Here is a 14,992-nt window from a genome sequence, read left to right as displayed (position 1 = left end):
CAACAACCACACAGACCTACAGCTTCCACGCCGAAATCACACTCTTCGAGAAAGGACTTGCCTCCCGCTCACGGCGCTAAACGCAACGGCGTTGATTTCCATGATGTTGCGCGATCTTGGGGCGGGGCGGGGCTGGGCCGGCCGGGCGGCGTCCGGCGGGGGCACGACGTGCGTCAGGCGGTGTGGTCGATGACGATCTTGCCGAAGGTGTCGCCGGAGTGCAGGCGGGCGAAGGCGTCCTCGACCCGGCTGAACGGGACCACGGTGTCGATCACCGGGCGGACCTCGTTCTCGGCGCAGAACGCCAGCAGCTCGTACAGCTCCTCCGGCGTGCCCATCGAGGTCCCCAGGATCTCCAGCTGCATGGCGAAGACCCGGCGCAGGTTGACCGACGGCTGGTGCCCGGCGGTCGCGCCGGAGACCACGATCCGGGCCATCGGCGCGGCCGACTTCAACGAGTGGTCGAACGTCGCCGCGCCGACCGTCTCGATCACCACGTCGACCCGCTCCGGCAGCCGGGCACCGGACTCCAGGGCAGTCGCCCCGAGGGCGGTGATCCGTTCCCGCTTGGCGGCGTCACGGCTGGTCGCGTACACCCGCTTGCCCATCGCGACAGCGAGCGCGACGGCCGCGGTCGCGACGCCGCCGCCCGCGCCCTGCACCAGCACGCTGTCGGCGTCCGCGACGCGGCCCTTGGTGGTCAGCATCCGCCACGCGGTCAGCCAGGCCGTGGGCAGGCACGCCGCGTCGGTCGCGGCCATGCCGTCGGGCAGTGGGATCAGGTTCGACCGGGGTACGGCGACCCGCTCGGCGAGGGTCCCGGCGAAGTGCTCGGACAGGATCGAGACCCCGCGCGGGTCACCCGGGGTGACGACGACCGGGTAGACGACCATCTCGTTGCCGTCGGCGTCCACGCCGACCGCGTCGCAGCCGAGGATCATCGGCAGCTGGGCCTCGGTGAGACCGACGCCGCGCAGCGACCAGAGGTCGTGGTGGTTGAGCGAGGTGGCCCGTACCTGCACGGTCACCCAGTCGTCCTCCGGGTGGGTCGGCTCGGGCCGCTCACCGACGGTGAGGGCGGCGAGCGGATCGGCATCGTCGAAGCGGGAGGCGAAGGCGGCACGCATGATCGGCACGGTAACAAGCTGAGCGCCCGTTAAGAAGGGCCCCGCCTACCGGCGGGCGACTCCGTCGCGACGGGCCGCTTCGGCGACGGCCTCGGCGACGGCCGGGGCGACGCGCGGGTCGAGCGGCGACGGGACGATCGCGTCGGCGGTGAGCGACTCGGCCACCACGCCGGCGATGGCGTCGGCGGCGGCGACCTTCATCCCCTCGGTGATCCGGGTGGCCCGCGCGTCCAACGCGCCCCGGAACACCCCGGGGAAGGCCAGCACGTTGTTGATCTGATTGGGAAAGTCGCTGCGGCCGGTGGCGACCACCGCGACGTGCCGGGTGGCCACCTCGGGGTGCACCTCCGGGGTCGGGTTGGCCAGCGCGAACACGATCCCGCCGGGTGCCATCTGGGCGACGGCCGCCTCGGGGATCTGCCCGCCGGAGACGCCGATCAGCACGTCCGCACCACGCAGCGCCTCGGTGATGTCGCCCTGGCGGCCGTCGGCGTTGGTGCTCGCCGCCAACTCGGCCTTGGTGCCGGTCAACTCGGTGCGGTGCCGGCCGATGATCCCCTTGGAGTCGCAGACCACCACCTGGTCGGGGTTGACCCCACCGGCGACCAGCATCTTCGTCACGGCCACGCCGGCCGCGCCCGCGCCACTCACCGCCACCCGCAGGTCACCGAGCTTGCGGTTGAGCAGGGTGGCGGCGTTGCGCAGCGCGGCGAGCACCACGATGGCGGTGCCGTGCTGGTCGTCGTGGAAGACCGGGATGTCCAGCGCCTCGTCGAGTCGGCGCTCCACCTCGAAGCAGCGTGGCGCGCTGATGTCCTCCAGGTTGATCCCGCCGAACGACGGGGCCAGTGCCCGCACCACCGCGACGATCTCGTCCACGTCCTGGGTGTCCAGGCAGACCGGAACCGCGTCCACCCCCGCGAACTGCTTGAACAGCACCGCCTTGCCCTCCATCACCGGCAACGCGGCGCGCGGGCCGATGTTGCCGAGCCCGAGCACCGCCGAACCGTCCGTGACCACCGCGACGGCGTGCGACGCCCAGGTGTAGTCGTCGGCCAGGTCGGGGTCGGCGGCGATCGCCTCACACACCCGGGCCACACCCGGGGTGTACGCGAGGGAGAGGTCCTCGCGGCTGGTGAGCGGGACCGTCGAGGCGACGGCCATCTTGCCGCCCAGGTGCAGTTGGAAGACGGGATCAGCAGGGTCCACGGTGGACGAAGACATGATGGTGACTCCAGGATCTGTCGAGCAGACGGGGCGGCCGGCCCGGCCGCGAGGTGGGCGGCGAGCAGTGGCACGCGGTGCGGGGGGTCACCCGGGCACTTTCCGAGCATAGTGTCGGTACCGTCACTCGGATGTGAGCAGGGTCATAACGTCCGACGGTGCACCCGTCCGGGGCGGGGCCAGTAGCGGAACAGCACCCTCCCGCGCACGTCGGCCACCCCGTACGCCCGGGAGTCGTCGGTGACCAGATCGTTGTCGCCGCGCAGCCACCAGCCGCCGTCCTGCGGTCGTACCGCCCGCTTCACGACCAGCAGCTCGGGACGCGTCCGGAAGACGGCGACCACCACGTCACCGGGTCGGATCGGGCGCCCCCCCGAGCGGACCAGCACCGCGTCGCCGTGCCGCAGCGTCGGCGCCATGGACGGGCCGGTCACCGAAACGGGCGTCAGCGGCCCGCGCAGGTGCGGCACCTCCGCCGGGTGATCGGCTCGCACTGGTTTCACCTCCACCCGGTTCGGGGAGCATTCCCAGGAGTAATGTCGCCTTTGATCATCGCAAACTTCCCATGGAGGATCCCGATGCGACTTCCACGCATCCTTGCGCCCCGCGTCACCGCGAGCGCTCACTGCGACCTGCCGTGCGGCGTCTACGACCCGGCCCAGGCCCGGATCGAGGCCGAGTCGGTCAAAATGATCTGCGAGAAGTACCAGGCGAACACCGACCCGGAGTTCCGCACCCGGGCGGTCATCATCAAGGAGCAGCGCGCCGAGCTGGTCAAGCACCACCTGTGGGTGCTCTGGACCGACTACTTCAAGGCGCCGCACTTCGAGAAGTACCCGAACCTGCACACCCTGTTCAACGAGGCCACCAAGCTCGCCGGCGCCGGTGGCGTCAAGGGCAGCCTCGACCCGGCCACCGCCGACAAGCTCCTCGCGAAGATCGACGAGATCGCGAAGATCTTCTGGGAGACCAAGAAGGCGTGACCAACGCGGTCATCCCGACGATCCGGCCGGTACGTCCCGAGGACGTGCCGGCCGTCGTCGCCATGGTGCACGAGTTGGCGGAGTACGAACGCGCTCCCGACCAGTGCCACCTCACCACCGAGCAGCTCACCTCGGCGCTGTTCGCGACTGCTCCGGCGCTCTTCGGCCACGTCGCGGTCGACGAGCGCGACCAGCCGGTCGGCTTCGCCCTGTGGTTTCTCAACTTCTCCACCTGGGCTGGCGTGCACGGCATCTACCTGGAGGATCTCTACGTATCCCCGGCCGCCCGGGGCACCGGCGCGGGCCGGCTGCTGCTCGCCACGCTCGCCGACATCTGCGTACGACGGGGTTACCGGCGGCTGGAGTGGTGGATGATCGAGTGGAATCCGGCTGCCGGTTTCTACGCCTCCATCGGCGCCGAGCAGATGAGCGAGTGGGTCCCCTACCGGCTCAGCGGTGACGCGTTGCGCGACCTGGCCGCTCAGGCGGAGGCCGCCGACACGCGCCCGAACGACTGACCGGGTAGAGTCCCCGACCGGGGGGATGAGGCGTGACTCAACTGACCGGCCAGCCAGCGACCGACGACGACGTGGTGCACCTCACGGTGCCCGCCGACGGCGGTTACCTCGGCGTGCTCCGCACCGCCACCGCCGGCCTCGCGGCCCGGTTGCAGTTCGCGCTCGACGAGATCGAGGATCTGCGGATCGCCGTCGACGAGGCGTGCGCCATGCTGCTCGCCATCGCCACCCGCGACGCCGAGTTGGAGTGCCGGTTCTCGGTCACCAACGACGCGCTGACCGTCGAGGTGACCGTGCCGACCGTACGCGGGGCAACGTTGCCGGCCGAGTCGTCCTTCGCCTGGAAGGTGCTCACCGCGCTGACCACGTCGGCGTCCGCCACGGCCACCGACGGCCGGGCGACCATCTCGTTGCTCACCCGCCGCTCCGGCGGCTACTGACCGACGCACCCCGCCGACCCCGCCCAGCCGGGGCCGCGGGCGAATCCGTTGCCTCCCGCCCGTGCGGCGGGGTCACTCGAAGCCGAGGGCCTTCGTCGTGGGCGGGCTGACGAGCAGCCAGCCAACGCCCAGGCCGAGCGCCATCAGCGGTACGCCCAGCCAGCCCAGCCCGGCCTGGATCATGAACCAGCCGATCGGCAGCAGCATGAGCTGAAGGACGATCGCGGGGGCCCGCGCGCCGGCCTGTCGGCGCAGCAGCGCGCGGCCCAACGCCCAGAGCGCGACGGCCGCCCCGACGGCGAACGCGGTCACCAGCAACGCCGACGCCAGGTCGGTGGTGGTGGCGGTGAGGTCGGCCCAGACCAGCCAGACCGCGATCAGCCCGACGGCGACCGCCTCCGCCCAGAGCAGCCGCACCGCCCAGCGGAGTGTGACGGGAACCGGGGCCGAGTCGATGGTCACGCGCGCCACGATACCCGGGCTATCGAGAGGTACAGTGCCGCCCATGCGGGCCGTCCTGGTGGTCAATCCGAAGGCCACCACCACCAGCGAACGCAGCCGGGACGTGCTTGTCCGGGCGCTGCGCAGCGAAGTCGATCTCAGTGTGCGCTACACCCGTCGCCGGGGGCACGCCATGGCGCTGGCCCGGGAGGCCGCCGTGGAGGGGGTCGATCTCGTCGTCACCCTGGGTGGTGACGGCACTGTGAACGAGGTGGTGAACGGCCTGATGGCGGCCGAACCGCCGGCCGGCGTCGAGGGCGCCTCGATGGCGGAGCGACTGCCCGCGTTGGCCACCGTTCCGGGCGGTTCGACAAACGTGTTCGCCCGCGCGTTGGGCCTGCCCCGGGAATGGCCGGAGGCGACCAGCATGATCCTCGAAGGGTTGCGCCTGGGCCGGCACCGCACGGTCGGGCTGGGCCGCGCGGACGACCGCTACTTCACCTTCTGCGCCGGGTTCGGCCTGGACGCTGCGGTGATCCACCGGGTGGAGCAGGCGCGGCGGAAGGGGCGGGTCTCGACTCCGGGGCTCTACCTGCGCTCGATCATGAACCAGTACTTCTTCGCCTCGGACCGGCGGCATCCGGCGATCAGCCTGGAGCGACCGGGTGAGCCGGCGGAGGACGAGCTGGCCACCGTCATCATCCAGAACACCGCTCCGTGGACGTACCTGGGCGACCGCGAGGTCAACCCGAACCCGGAGGCGTCGTTCGATCTCGGCCTCGACGTGCTGGCACTGCGTCAGCTCCGGGTGGCTAGCACAACACGGACAGTCACCCAGTTCCTGTCCCGGCGGCCGGATCCGAGCGGTCGTCAGGTGTTACGACTCCATGACACAGCGGAGTTCACCCTGCTCTCCAGCCGCCCGCAGGCGTTCCAGCTGGACGGCGACTATCTTGGCGAGCGGGAGAAAGTCAGATTCACATCCATTCCGGCCGCACTCAGAGTAATCTGCTAGGTCTCGGGTACTGCCCTTGGTCGACGCGGCACCGCAACCGCACCGGCGGGCACCGCCACACCGAGGGGCAGGTGCCGGAAATGTCAGCAATGTCACGCGGACTGTACTATATTGATCCTCGGCTGTGGCACGGCGGGTAACCAGGAACGCACTGGAACCCGGACAAATGGGTTGTGGGCTTGCTCACCGCTTGGAGTTTTTCCGAGCGTCACCCTTGACATCACGAGCGTTCGTGAAAGTATTCACAAGCGAACTTGAGTTACCGGGACATTGCCTGGATATGCTCGTCAGGTTGAGCTGTTCCAGCAGGTCTCCGAGGCTAACCGCCTGCTCACGCACTGCCGAATGGTCAGACGCGAACGGTCACCTTAGGCACTGCTGATGCATATAGGAAAAGCACTACCCGCAATAAATTGCCACCCATCCAGAATGAGGAGTGTTGCCGCCATGGACTGGCGTCACCATGCTGTCTGCCGCGACGAGGACCCGGAACTGTTCTTCCCGATTGGGACGTCCGGACCGGCTCTCCTGCAGGTCGAGCAGGCCAAGGCCGTCTGCCGGCGCTGCTCCGTGACCGACCAGTGCCTCCAGTGGGCGCTCGAGTCGGGTCAGGACGCCGGCGTCTGGGGCGGGATGAGCGAGGAGGAGCGGCGCGCTGTGAAGCGGCGCGGCGGCCTCCGGGTGCTGCGCGCTCACTCCGCCTGATCCCCAACGACACAGCTGCACGCCCCGGCAGGTCCGCCTGCCGGGGCGTACTGCTGTCCCGTGCCCGCGAACCCGCCTGAGCCGTCAGCGGCTCCGCCGCCGTCTGCGCCAACCCGGCTGAGCCGCCTGACCCGTCAGCGGCAGAGCCGCCCGAGCCGCTGAGCCGTCAACCCGTCGGCGCCAGCGCGCCCCGGTCGTCGACCCGGCGCAGCACCAGCTCGGCCAACTCCGGCGCATCCGTCAGCGGGGCCGCCACCGCCACCGCACCGGCCGCCCGAGCCGCGTCGGCCACCGCGTCGTGGAACAGGCCCGGCGCGAGGAAGTACGCGGACACCGCCACCCGGCGCGCGCCGGCCGCCCGCAGCCGGGCCACGGCCACACCGGTCGCCGGTGGGGCCGCCGAGGCGTACGACACTCGGCAGGGCACCCCGAACTCCGCGCCGAGCGCGTCCGCCACCCGGCCCACCGAACCGCGCGCCCGGGCGTCCCGGGTGCCCGCGGCGGCCAGCACCAGCGCGTCGAAGCGCCCCGGGCCAACCTCGACGAGCCGACGGCGCAGCCCCGCCAGCAACGCCGGCGACACCGTTCCGTCCGCCGGACCGAGCACGTCGGTCACCCGTACCGCCAGTGGGGGCCCGGCCTCCGTCGCGGCGGCGACGGCCGCCGGAATGTCCACCCGGTGGTGGTACGCGGCGGTCAGCAGCAGTGGCACGACCACCGCACGCGGATGCCCGGCCTGGGCCAGCTTGCGCAGCACCTCGGTCGGTCCCGGCTCGGTGTGGTCCAGCCAGCTCGCCCACACCGACAGGCCGGGCCGGGCGGCCGACACCGCCCGGGCCAGCGCCCGGGTGGCCTCGGCCGCTCGTGGATCCCGGCTGCCGTGTGCGACAAGCACCACCGGGGCCGCCCCGCCGGCCGCAACCGGGCCGGTCGGGGTCGTCGGTGACGGGGTCAGACGTGCAGCCCGCACTCGGTCTTCTCGAACATGGCCCACCGCCCGGCCCGCGGGTCCTCGCCGGCCTTCGTCCGTCGGGTGCACGGCCAGCAGCCGATCGAGCCGTAGCCCTGCTTGAACAGCTCGTTGACCGGGACGTTCCAGCGGGCGATGTAGGCGTCCACGTCCCCCTGCGACCAGGCCGCGATCGGGTTGACCTTGACCTTGCCGCGCCGCGCGTCGAACGTCACCACCGGCGTGTTGGCACGGGTCGGCGACTCGTCCCGGCGCAGGCCAGCGGCCCAGGCATCGTACCCGGACAGCGCCCGCTCCAGCGGCTCCACCTTGCGCAGCTGGCAGCAGTCGTCCGGCGACTTGTTGAACAGTCGCGGGCCGTACTGGCCGTCCTGCTGCCCCACGGTGAGCCGGGGCCGGATCGACCGGACGTTCACCGGCAGCGTCCGGGCGACCTCGTCGCGCACCCGCAGTGTCTCCGGGAAGTGCAGACCGGTGTCGAGGAAGACCACGTCCACCCCCGGGGCGACCCGGGACACCAGGTGGGCCAGGACGGCGTCGGCCATCGAGCTGGTGACGCAGAAGCGGTCACCGAAGGTCTGCGCCGCCCAGCGGGCGATCTCCAGGGCGGGGGCGCCCTCCAGGTCCTGAGCCGCCTGCTCGGCCAGCGTCCGCAGCTCGTCCGGGCTGCGCCCGGCCGGGTCGGTCGAGGTCTGAGCGCCCGGACCGACCAGGCGCAGGCTCGCGGCGGAGACGAGACTCATCGGGTCACCGCCCGGGAGAGCAGCCCGGTGAACTTCACCGAGAAGACCCGTGCGCAGGCGTGGCACTCCCAGGCGCCGTGCCCCGCCTCGTGCGGCCGTAGGTCCTCCTCGCCGCAGTACGGGCAGTACAGGGGTGCCGCTCGGTTCTCGCTGCTCATCGCAGTTCCTCCTCGTCGACTCTGATCACCCAGTTGGCGAACGTCTCGCCCTCGCTCCGCCCGGCCAGGTAGCGACGGGCCAGCCGTTCCACGTACTCCGGAAGCTCGTCGGCGGTGGTCTTCAGACCGCGCAGCTTGCGGCCGAAACCAGCCTTCTGCCCCTGCGCCATGCCCAGCCCGCCGCCCAGGTGCACCTGGAAGCCCTCCACCTGGCGGCCGTCCGGGCCGACCACCAGCTGGCCCTTGAGGCCGATGTCGGCGACCTGCGTGCGGGCACAGGCGTTCGGGCAGCCGTTGATGTGGATCGAGATGTCCGCGTCGAAGTCGCGCAGCCGCTGCTCCAGCCGGGCCACCAGCTCCTCGCCGCGGGCCTTCGTCTCGACGATGGCCAGCTTGCAGTACTCGATGCCGGTGCACGCCATCGTGCCGCGTCGCCAGGCCGACGGCCGGGCCTCCAGCCCGATCCCGCGCAGCGCGTCGACAAGCGACTCCGTCCGCTCCGACGGCACGTCGAGCACCAGCAGCTTCTGGTACGGGGTGAGCCGCACCCGGTCGCTGCCGTGCGCCTCGACCACGTCGGCCAGCTGGGCGAGCTGCCCACCGGAGACCCGCCCGACCACCGGGGCGGCCCCCACGTAGTGCCGCCCGTCGGCCTGCTCGTGCACGCCCACGTGGTCGACCGGCTTCGCCGGCAGCTCCGGGGCGGGACCGTCGAGCAGCGTACGGCCCAGGTACTCCTTCTCCAGGACCTCCCGGAAACGCTCCACGCCCCAGTCGGCCACCAGGAACTTCAGCCGGGCCCGGTTACGCAGCCGGCGGTAGCCGTAGTCGCGGAAGATCCCGACCACGCCGGCCCACACGTCCGGCACCTCGGCCAGCGGCACCCAGACGCCGAGCCGCTGGGCGAGCATCGGGTTGGTGGAGAGCCCGCCACCGACCCAGACGTCGAAGCCCGGCCCGTGCTCGGGGTGGTCGACGCCGAGGAAGGCGATGTCGTTCGACTCGTACGGGGTGTCGACCAGCCAGGAGATGGAGGTCTTGAACTTGCGGGGCAGGTTGGAGAACTGCTTGTCCCCCACGTACCGGGAGACGATCTCGTCGATCGCCGGGGTCGGGTCGAGCAGCTCGTCGCGGGCCACCCCGGCGACCGGGCTGCCCAGCACGATCCGTGGGCAGTCGCCGCAGGCCTCGGTCGTCTGCAGGCCGACCGACTCCAGCCGACGCCAGATCTCCGGCATGTCCTCGACGCGGATCCAGTGGTACTGGATGTTCTGCCGGTCGGTGATGTCGGCGGTGTCCCGGGCGAACTCCCGCGAGATGTCCGCGATCACGCGCAGCTGAGCCAGGCTGAGCTGGCCGCCGTCGATGCGGACCCGGAGCATGAAGAACTCGTCCTCCAGCTCGTGCGGCTCCAGCACGGCGGTGCGCCCGCCGTCGATGCCCGCCTTGCGCTGGGTGTAGAGGCCCCACCAGCGGAAACGGCCGCGCAGATCCTGCGGGTCGATGGAGGCGAAGCCGCGGTGCGCGTAGATGTTCTCGATGCGGGCCCGGACGTTGAGCGGGTCGTCGTCCTTCTTGATCCGCTCGTTGGGGTTGAGGGGCTCGCGGTGGCCGAGCGCCCACTGACCCTCACCCCGGGGCCGGCGTGGCGCCCGGGCCGGGCGGGCCGTCGGGTCCTCGGAACGGGCCGGGATGCTGCTGACCGCCATCGCGGCGTCCTCCGTTGTCTGCTGTGCCTCGGGCTACGCGGGGCGCGGCGGCCGGCCCGCGTAGCGGGCGGGACAACGGTGTCTTCAGACAGCCGGCGCGGAGCGCGCCCGAGACGGATTGGTCGGGCGTCGTCAGTAGGCCGGACAGATCGCGCTGCGCACGCGGCCGTAATCAACGTGGCGACGAGCCACGAAGCGGCGGACGACTGCGGCGGTCATGGGCCCATGCTGCCACACCCCATGGGGGCCGGCCAATGTCCGCGTGCTGGATCCCACATCACGGGCCCGCCTGGTCGTGGCAGGCTCGGACCGTGGGCGGATTGTCCGAGTCGACCGGGGCGGCGTGGGAACACCTGCGTCGCCTGCCGGTCTGGCTCGCCCCGGCGCTGCTCACCCTGGCGGTGACGGTGACCGGGCTGGGCTCCGCCCAGCTCTGGCGCGACGAGCTGGCGACCTGGAGCGCGGCCACCCGGTCGCCCCGCGACCTGGCCCGCCTGGCCGGCACCATCGACGCCGCCACCGGGCCGTACTACCTGCTGATGCACGGCTGGACCAGAGTCTTCGGCGACTCCACCATCGCCCTGCGGGTACCGGCCGTGTTGGCGATGACCGCGGCCGCCGGGTTGCTCGCCGTGCTCGGCGCGCGACTCGTCGACCGGCGTGCCGGCCTCTTCGCGGGGCTGCTGTTCGCGGTGCTCCCCGGCACCTCCCGCTACGGCCAGGAGGCCCGCCCGTACGCGCTGGCCACCATGCTCGCGGTGCTCGCCACCCTGCTGCTGGTGACCGCGCTGCGTCGACCGAGCTGGGCCCGTTGGGCCGGTTACGCCGTCGCCGTCGCCGCGCTCGGGCTCATCCATCTGATCGCGCTCACCCTGCTCGCCGCGCATGCGCTGGTCGTCGTCATCACCTGGTGGCGTGGCCCGGCCGCCGCCGGCATCGCCTCGCCGGTCGCCGGGACCACGCCGACCCACCACACCGCGCCGGTCCACCACACCACCCCGACCCACGACAGCGCGCCGGTCCACGACAATGCGCCCGTCGGTCGTCCCGGCGGCCGGGACGGGCGGATTTGGCGGTGGGTGATCGCCCTGGTGCCGGCCGCGCTGGTGGTGACCCCGTTGCTGCTGCGCGCCCGCGCCCAGCGCTCCCAGCAGTTGAGCTGGGTCGATCCGGCCCGGCTGGACGACCTGAGCGCGCTGCCCGGCGGCGTGGCCCAGAGCAGCGTGGTGGGCGGTCTGCTGGTCGGGGTCGCCGCTCTGGGCGCTGCCCGGCTCGGGCGGCGCGCCCTGCTGCCGGTGAGCGCGATGCTGCTGCCCGTGCTGCTGCTCTTCGCCGTCGGCACGGTCGTACCCCTGTGGGTTCCTCGGTACCTGGTCTTCGTGGTGCCGTTCGCGTGTCTGCTGGCGGGCGCGGCGCTGGCCGCCGTGGCCCCACCGGCCGCTCTCGTCGTGGTGGTCCTGGCCGCGCTGCTCGGCCTACCCGACCAGGCCGCGCTGCGCCGGACCCACGAGTGGCCGCGCAGCGCGCCGGTGGACTACGCGGGCGCGGCTCAGGTGATCGCCGACGGCCAACGCCCGGGGGACGCGGTGGTCTACTCGCCCCGGCACAGTTGGCTCTTCCTCGACCTCGGCATCGAGTACCACCTCGGCGACCCCCCACGGAATGTGCTGGTCACCGAGGACGAGGTCCGCCGGGGCGACCTGTGGGCCGCCGAGTGCCCGCAACCGGCACAGTGCCTGGCCGGTACGACACGAGTGTGGCTCGTCGTCTCCGGCCGGCACGCCGAGCCGCTGGCTGCCGTGCCCGGCGCCAAGGGCGACGCGCTGCGCACCGACTTCACCGTCACGCAGGTCTGGCAGCGTGCCGGCCTGACCGTCGCGCTGCTGACCAGCCGCCCCGATCGCTGACCCACCGGCCCAGCCCGGTCGTCGCCTCGGGCCGATGCCGCCCAGGGTCGGGGGGCTCGGCGCGACAGCCTGGACACCCCGCCAGCCGTCGCCCGTCACACCTCAGTAGGCGATATACCTGTGAGTCATATTTATGACTCACAGGTATAGGGCTCCAAACGACATGACTGCCCGGCCGCGCCGCGCCGGCAAGCCGGGACGGTAAACGCGCCACCAACGCCGGACCGCGAACGCGTCACCAACGCCAGAGCCCCAGCGGCCGACGGAGGCGTAACCGGGCGGGGGGTCAGGCTTGTGAGCGGCCTTCCGGGGCGTTGCGGGCCAGCGGGACGACGAGCAGCGCCTCGGTGCCGCCCTTGGCGCCCGCGCGCAGCTCGATGGTGCCGCGCAGCTCGCCGGTGACCAGGGCCCGCACGATCTGGAGACCGAGTCGGCTGCCGCGCTCGGCGTCGAACTCGGGTGGCAGCCCGCGCCCGTTGTCGGTCACCGAGACGTGCAGCATCTTGCGGAACCGGTGCGCCGAGACCACCACCTCCGGTCGCGCCGACGGATCAACCTCGGCGACGACGGCCGGCACCACGCCCGAGGTCGGCGGCACGGGTGCGTCGTCCGTCTCGTCGGCTGGGGGGAAGCCGTGTTCGACGGCGTTGAGCAGCAGTTCGTTGAGGACCATCACCAGCGACGTGGCGATCTCCGCGGGCAGTACGCCGAAGCTGCCCTTGCGGCGCATGCCGACGCTCACCTCGGTCGCCGCGACCTCGGTCGCCGCGCTGGCGACCCGGTCGACGATGCCGTCGAACTCGACCGCCTCGTCGCTGGACATCGAGAGCGTCTCGTGCACGAGAGCGATCGAAGCGACCCGGCGGACGGACTCCTCCAGGGCGACCCGGGCCTCCGGCATGGCCACCCGGCGGGCCTGCAACCGCAGCAGGGCGGCCACCGTCTGGAGGTTGTTCTTCACCCGGTGATGGATTTCCCGGATGGTGGCGTCCTTGGTGATCAGTGCCCGGTCGCGACGACGGACCTCGGTGATGTCGCGCACCAGCACGAGCGCGCCGATCGGCACCCCGGCCGGCATCAGCGGCAGGGCGCGGGTGAGCATCGTGGCCCCGCGTGCGTCGATCTCCCGCCGGGGCGGCGCCTCGCCGCGCAACGCCGCCAGGATGCCGTTCGCCGCCTCGGTGCCGTCCAGCGGGTCGCCCGCCAGCCGGCGGTGCAGCGCGGCCAGATCCTCCCCCACCAGGTGGGAGGCGTAGCCCAACCGGCGGTACGCGGACTGCGCGTTCGGGCTCGCGTAGGTGACCTTGCCACCGGCGTCCAGCCGGACCAGGCCGTCGCCGACGCGGGGGGCGGAGGTGGTCTCGCCCGGGTGCCGCGGTGGCGGGAAGGTGCCGTCCGCGATCATCTGGGCCAGGTCGTCGGCCGTGGTCAGATAGTTGAGTTCCAGCTGGCTGGGCGTACGCGCGGTGGAGAGGTTGGTGTCGCGGCCGACCACCGCGATCACTTCGCCGGCCTCGCCGTCGGCGGTGCGTAGCCGGACCGGGATCGCCTCGTGTCGGGCCGGCACGTCGCCGTACCAGACCGGGTCGCCCTCCCGCCAGATCCGCCCCTGGGAGTAGGCGACCCCCAGGTGGGCCACCTCCGAGCCGCCGATGATCCGGCCCACCTGGTCGTCCTGGTACGCGGTGGGCGCGGTCGTCGGGCGGACCTGGGCGACACAGAGGAACGTGCCCTCGGCGTCGACCGGCACCCAGAGCAGCAGGTCGGCGAAGGACAGATCGGAGAGCAGCTGCCAGTCGCCGGCGATCCGGTGCAGGTGGTCGATGTCGGCCGGACGGAGATGGGTGTGCTCCTCGGCGAGGTCGCGCAGCGTGGACACGGTGACCAGGGTGCCACGCCGCGCGGCGCCTCACATCGTCGCGGTGACCTTCTTCAGGCCGCGCGGCGCGTCCGGGTCCTCGCCACGGGTCAGGGCCAACGCCAGCGCCAGACGCTGCAACGGGAGGATGTCCAGCAGTGGCGCGTACCGCTCGTCGACCTCGGGGACGGCGAGCCGGGTGGCGCCCGGCACGTCGGCGGAGCCGACGACCACCACGTCGGCGCGGCGCTCGCCGAGGCGGGGCAGCACCTCGCCCATCGACCGGCCACCCGGACCGGAGCCGACGACGGCGAGCACCGGGACCTCCGGGTCGGTCATCGCGAGCGGGCCGTGCAGCAGGTCGGCGCCGGAGAAGGCGAGCGCCGGCAGGTACGAGGTCTCCATCAGCTTCAGCGCGGCCTCGCGGGCGGTCGGGTAGGCGTACCCACGGCCGGTGGTGACCAGTTGGCGGGCGAAGCGGTAGCGCGGCGCGAGCTGGGCCGGGGTGTCGTCGGCGAGCGTCCTGGTGGCCAGGTCGGGCAGCGCGGCGAGCGCCTCCCGCTCGGCCGCCGGGAGCACGCCGTCGCCGGCCCGGATCCCCTCGACCAGCATGAGCAGGGCGAGCAGTTCGGCGGTGTACGTCTTCGTCGCCGCCACCGCCCGCTCGTGCCCGGCGGCGATGTCGATGCTCAGCTCGGCCGTCTCGGCCAGCGGGGAGCCGGGGGCGTTGGTCACCGCGAGGGTGAGCGCGCCGGAGGCCCGCGCGGCGCGCAGCACCTCGGCGAGGTCGGGTGAGCCACCGCTCTGGCTGACCCCGACGACGAGCGCGTCGGACAGGTCGGGGCGGGCGCCGAACAGGGTGACCACACTCGGCGAGGCGAGCCCGGCGGGCAGGCCGAGCCGGATCTCGGTCAGGTACGCGCCGTAGAGGGCAGCGTGGTCGGACGTGCCCCGGGCGGTGAAGACCACGTGTCGCGGTCGCCGCTCGGCCACGACAGCCGCCACCCGGGCGATCGCCGCGGCGTTGGCGCTGTCGAGCAGGCGCGCGTAGCCGGCGGGCTGCTCGTCGATGTCGGCCGCCATTCCGGACCCTGCACGTGTCACGAACGCTCCCCTCCTGCGCGATTGCCGCGCGTTTCCTGCTCAGTCTTGCACGTTAGAGTTGGCAGGAGCAATTGTTCGAGCAGCAGTGCG

General features: G+C 72.3%; 16 protein-coding genes. 6 read left to right on the top strand and 10 right to left on the bottom strand.

Annotated features, from left to right (window positions below):
• Positions 1–173 precede the first annotated feature (173 nt).
• The 3 genes from ACFYPH_RS30210 to ACFYPH_RS30200 all read right to left on the bottom strand — a co-directional run bounded on the left by ACFYPH_RS30210 (position 174) and on the right by ACFYPH_RS30200 (position 2,845).
• A complete protein-coding gene (locus tag ACFYPH_RS30210; protein ID WP_354858483.1) occupies positions 174–1,136 on the bottom strand; it encodes a zinc-binding dehydrogenase in 963 nt (320 codons plus the stop codon).
• A gap of 36 nt (positions 1,137–1,172) precedes the next feature.
• A complete protein-coding gene (locus ACFYPH_RS30205; RefSeq protein ID WP_355063651.1) occupies positions 1,173–2,351 on the bottom strand; it encodes an NADP-dependent malic enzyme in 1,179 nt (392 codons plus the stop codon).
• 143 nt (positions 2,352–2,494) lie between these two features.
• Positions 2,495–2,845 carry a S26 family signal peptidase gene (locus ACFYPH_RS30200; RefSeq protein ID WP_355138053.1) on the bottom strand — a complete coding sequence of 117 codons (351 nt, stop codon included), beginning with the start codon at positions 2,843–2,845 and terminating at the stop codon, positions 2,495–2,497.
• An 84-nt stretch (positions 2,846–2,929) separates the two neighbouring features.
• Between ACFYPH_RS30200 and sodN the strand changes: the two genes are divergently transcribed.
• The 3 genes from sodN (at position 2,930) to ACFYPH_RS30185 (ending at position 4,292) form a co-directional block, all read left to right on the top strand.
• Positions 2,930–3,334: a superoxide dismutase, Ni gene (gene sodN / locus ACFYPH_RS30195; RefSeq protein ID WP_007464694.1), complete on the top strand. Its 405-nt coding sequence runs from the start codon at positions 2,930–2,932 to the stop codon at positions 3,332–3,334.
• A gap of 62 nt (positions 3,335–3,396) precedes the next feature.
• Positions 3,397–3,852 (top strand): GNAT family N-acetyltransferase, encoded by a 456-nt coding sequence (locus tag ACFYPH_RS30190; RefSeq protein ID WP_354858530.1) that lies wholly within the window; start codon positions 3,397–3,399, stop codon positions 3,850–3,852.
• Between the two features lie 32 nt (positions 3,853–3,884).
• A complete protein-coding gene (locus ACFYPH_RS30185; RefSeq protein WP_266245852.1) occupies positions 3,885–4,292 on the top strand; it encodes an ATP-binding protein in 408 nt (135 codons plus the stop codon).
• Between the two features lie 72 nt (positions 4,293–4,364).
• Here the strand turns inward: ACFYPH_RS30185 and ACFYPH_RS30180 are convergent, their stop codons facing one another.
• Positions 4,365–4,799, bottom strand: coding sequence for a hypothetical protein (locus ACFYPH_RS30180; RefSeq protein ID WP_387186472.1), 435 nt, complete (start codon positions 4,797–4,799; stop codon positions 4,365–4,367).
• Between ACFYPH_RS30180 and ACFYPH_RS30175 the strand changes: the two genes are divergently transcribed.
• A complete protein-coding gene (locus ACFYPH_RS30175; RefSeq protein WP_363937230.1) occupies positions 4,798–5,748 on the top strand; it encodes a diacylglycerol kinase family protein in 951 nt (316 codons plus the stop codon). The genes ACFYPH_RS30180 and ACFYPH_RS30175 overlap by 2 nt on opposite strands.
• A gap of 447 nt (positions 5,749–6,195) precedes the next feature.
• Complete coding sequence (locus ACFYPH_RS30170) at positions 6,196–6,453, top strand: WhiB family transcriptional regulator (protein ID WP_007072794.1); 258 nt, start codon at positions 6,196–6,198, stop codon at positions 6,451–6,453.
• A 166-nt stretch (positions 6,454–6,619) separates the two neighbouring features.
• Here ACFYPH_RS30170 and ACFYPH_RS30165 read toward each other — a convergent pair whose 3' ends face one another.
• The 4 genes from ACFYPH_RS30165 to ACFYPH_RS30150 are packed head-to-tail and all read right to left on the bottom strand — an operon-like array spanning position 6,620 to position 10,033.
• A complete protein-coding gene (locus ACFYPH_RS30165; RefSeq protein ID WP_387186477.1) occupies positions 6,620–7,408 on the bottom strand; it encodes a sirohydrochlorin chelatase in 789 nt (262 codons plus the stop codon).
• Positions 7,405–8,166: a phosphoadenylyl-sulfate reductase gene (locus tag ACFYPH_RS30160; protein ID WP_354858475.1), complete on the bottom strand. Its 762-nt coding sequence runs from the start codon at positions 8,164–8,166 to the stop codon at positions 7,405–7,407. The genes ACFYPH_RS30165 and ACFYPH_RS30160 overlap by 4 nt, the downstream gene beginning before the upstream one ends.
• Positions 8,163–8,324 (bottom strand): hypothetical protein, encoded by a 162-nt coding sequence (locus ACFYPH_RS30155; RefSeq protein ID WP_167517323.1) that lies wholly within the window; start codon positions 8,322–8,324, stop codon positions 8,163–8,165. Before ACFYPH_RS30155 ends, ACFYPH_RS30160 begins: the two co-directional genes overlap by 4 nt.
• Positions 8,321–10,033: a nitrite/sulfite reductase gene (locus tag ACFYPH_RS30150; RefSeq protein WP_354858472.1), complete on the bottom strand. Its 1,713-nt coding sequence runs from the start codon at positions 10,031–10,033 to the stop codon at positions 8,321–8,323. The genes ACFYPH_RS30155 and ACFYPH_RS30150 overlap by 4 nt, the downstream gene beginning before the upstream one ends.
• Positions 10,034–10,344: 311 nt before the next feature.
• Here ACFYPH_RS30150 and ACFYPH_RS30145 point away from each other — a divergent pair, with 311 nt between their 5' ends.
• Entirely contained in the window at positions 10,345–11,940 is a 1,596-nt protein-coding gene (locus ACFYPH_RS30145) for a glycosyltransferase family 39 protein (RefSeq protein ID WP_387186468.1), read from the top strand.
• A 286-nt stretch (positions 11,941–12,226) separates the two neighbouring features.
• Here the strand turns inward: ACFYPH_RS30145 and ACFYPH_RS30140 are convergent, their stop codons facing one another.
• Positions 12,227–13,819, bottom strand: a complete 1,593-nt coding sequence (locus ACFYPH_RS30140; protein WP_355063659.1) for a histidine kinase N-terminal domain-containing protein — start codon at positions 13,817–13,819, stop codon at positions 12,227–12,229.
• 30 nt (positions 13,820–13,849) lie between these two features.
• On the bottom strand, positions 13,850–14,881 hold the full coding sequence (locus ACFYPH_RS30135; RefSeq protein ID WP_355063794.1) for an SIS domain-containing protein: 1,032 nt from the start codon (positions 14,879–14,881) through the stop codon (positions 13,850–13,852).
• Positions 14,882–14,992 lie beyond the last annotated feature (111 nt).

It is taken from the genome of Micromonospora sp. NPDC005252 (assembly GCF_042872475.1).
Classification (GTDB): domain Bacteria; phylum Actinomycetota; class Actinomycetes; order Mycobacteriales; family Micromonosporaceae; genus Micromonospora.
The sequence above is the reverse complement of the archived record's forward strand: the minus strand, read 5'-3'. Positions and strand labels throughout refer to the sequence as shown.

What these genes read in the sequence shown, in the direction of transcription:
- ACFYPH_RS30205 (WP_355063651.1), bottom strand. Translation starts at nt 2,351, where the DNA reads ATGTCTTCGTCCACCGTGGACCCTGCTGATCCCGTCTTCCAACTGCAC.
- sodN (WP_007464694.1), top strand. Translation starts at nt 2,930, where the DNA reads ATGCGACTTCCACGCATCCTTGCGCCCCGCGTCACCGCGAGCGCTCAC.
- ACFYPH_RS30190 (WP_354858530.1), top strand. Translation starts at nt 3,397, where the DNA reads ATGGTGCACGAGTTGGCGGAGTACGAACGCGCTCCCGACCAGTGCCAC.
- ACFYPH_RS30175 (WP_363937230.1), top strand. Translation starts at nt 4,798, where the DNA reads ATGCGGGCCGTCCTGGTGGTCAATCCGAAGGCCACCACCACCAGCGAA.
- ACFYPH_RS30180 (WP_387186472.1), bottom strand. Translation starts at nt 4,799, where the DNA reads ATGGGCGGCACTGTACCTCTCGATAGCCCGGGTATCGTGGCGCGCGTG.
- ACFYPH_RS30170 (WP_007072794.1), top strand. Translation starts at nt 6,196, where the DNA reads ATGGACTGGCGTCACCATGCTGTCTGCCGCGACGAGGACCCGGAACTG.
- ACFYPH_RS30160 (WP_354858475.1), bottom strand. Translation starts at nt 8,166, where the DNA reads ATGAGTCTCGTCTCCGCCGCGAGCCTGCGCCTGGTCGGTCCGGGCGCT.
- ACFYPH_RS30155 (WP_167517323.1), bottom strand. Translation starts at nt 8,324, where the DNA reads ATGAGCAGCGAGAACCGAGCGGCACCCCTGTACTGCCCGTACTGCGGC.
- ACFYPH_RS30150 (WP_354858472.1), bottom strand. Translation starts at nt 10,033, where the DNA reads ATGGCGGTCAGCAGCATCCCGGCCCGTTCCGAGGACCCGACGGCCCGC.
- ACFYPH_RS30135 (WP_355063794.1), bottom strand. Translation starts at nt 14,881, where the DNA reads ATGGCGGCCGACATCGACGAGCAGCCCGCCGGCTACGCGCGCCTGCTC.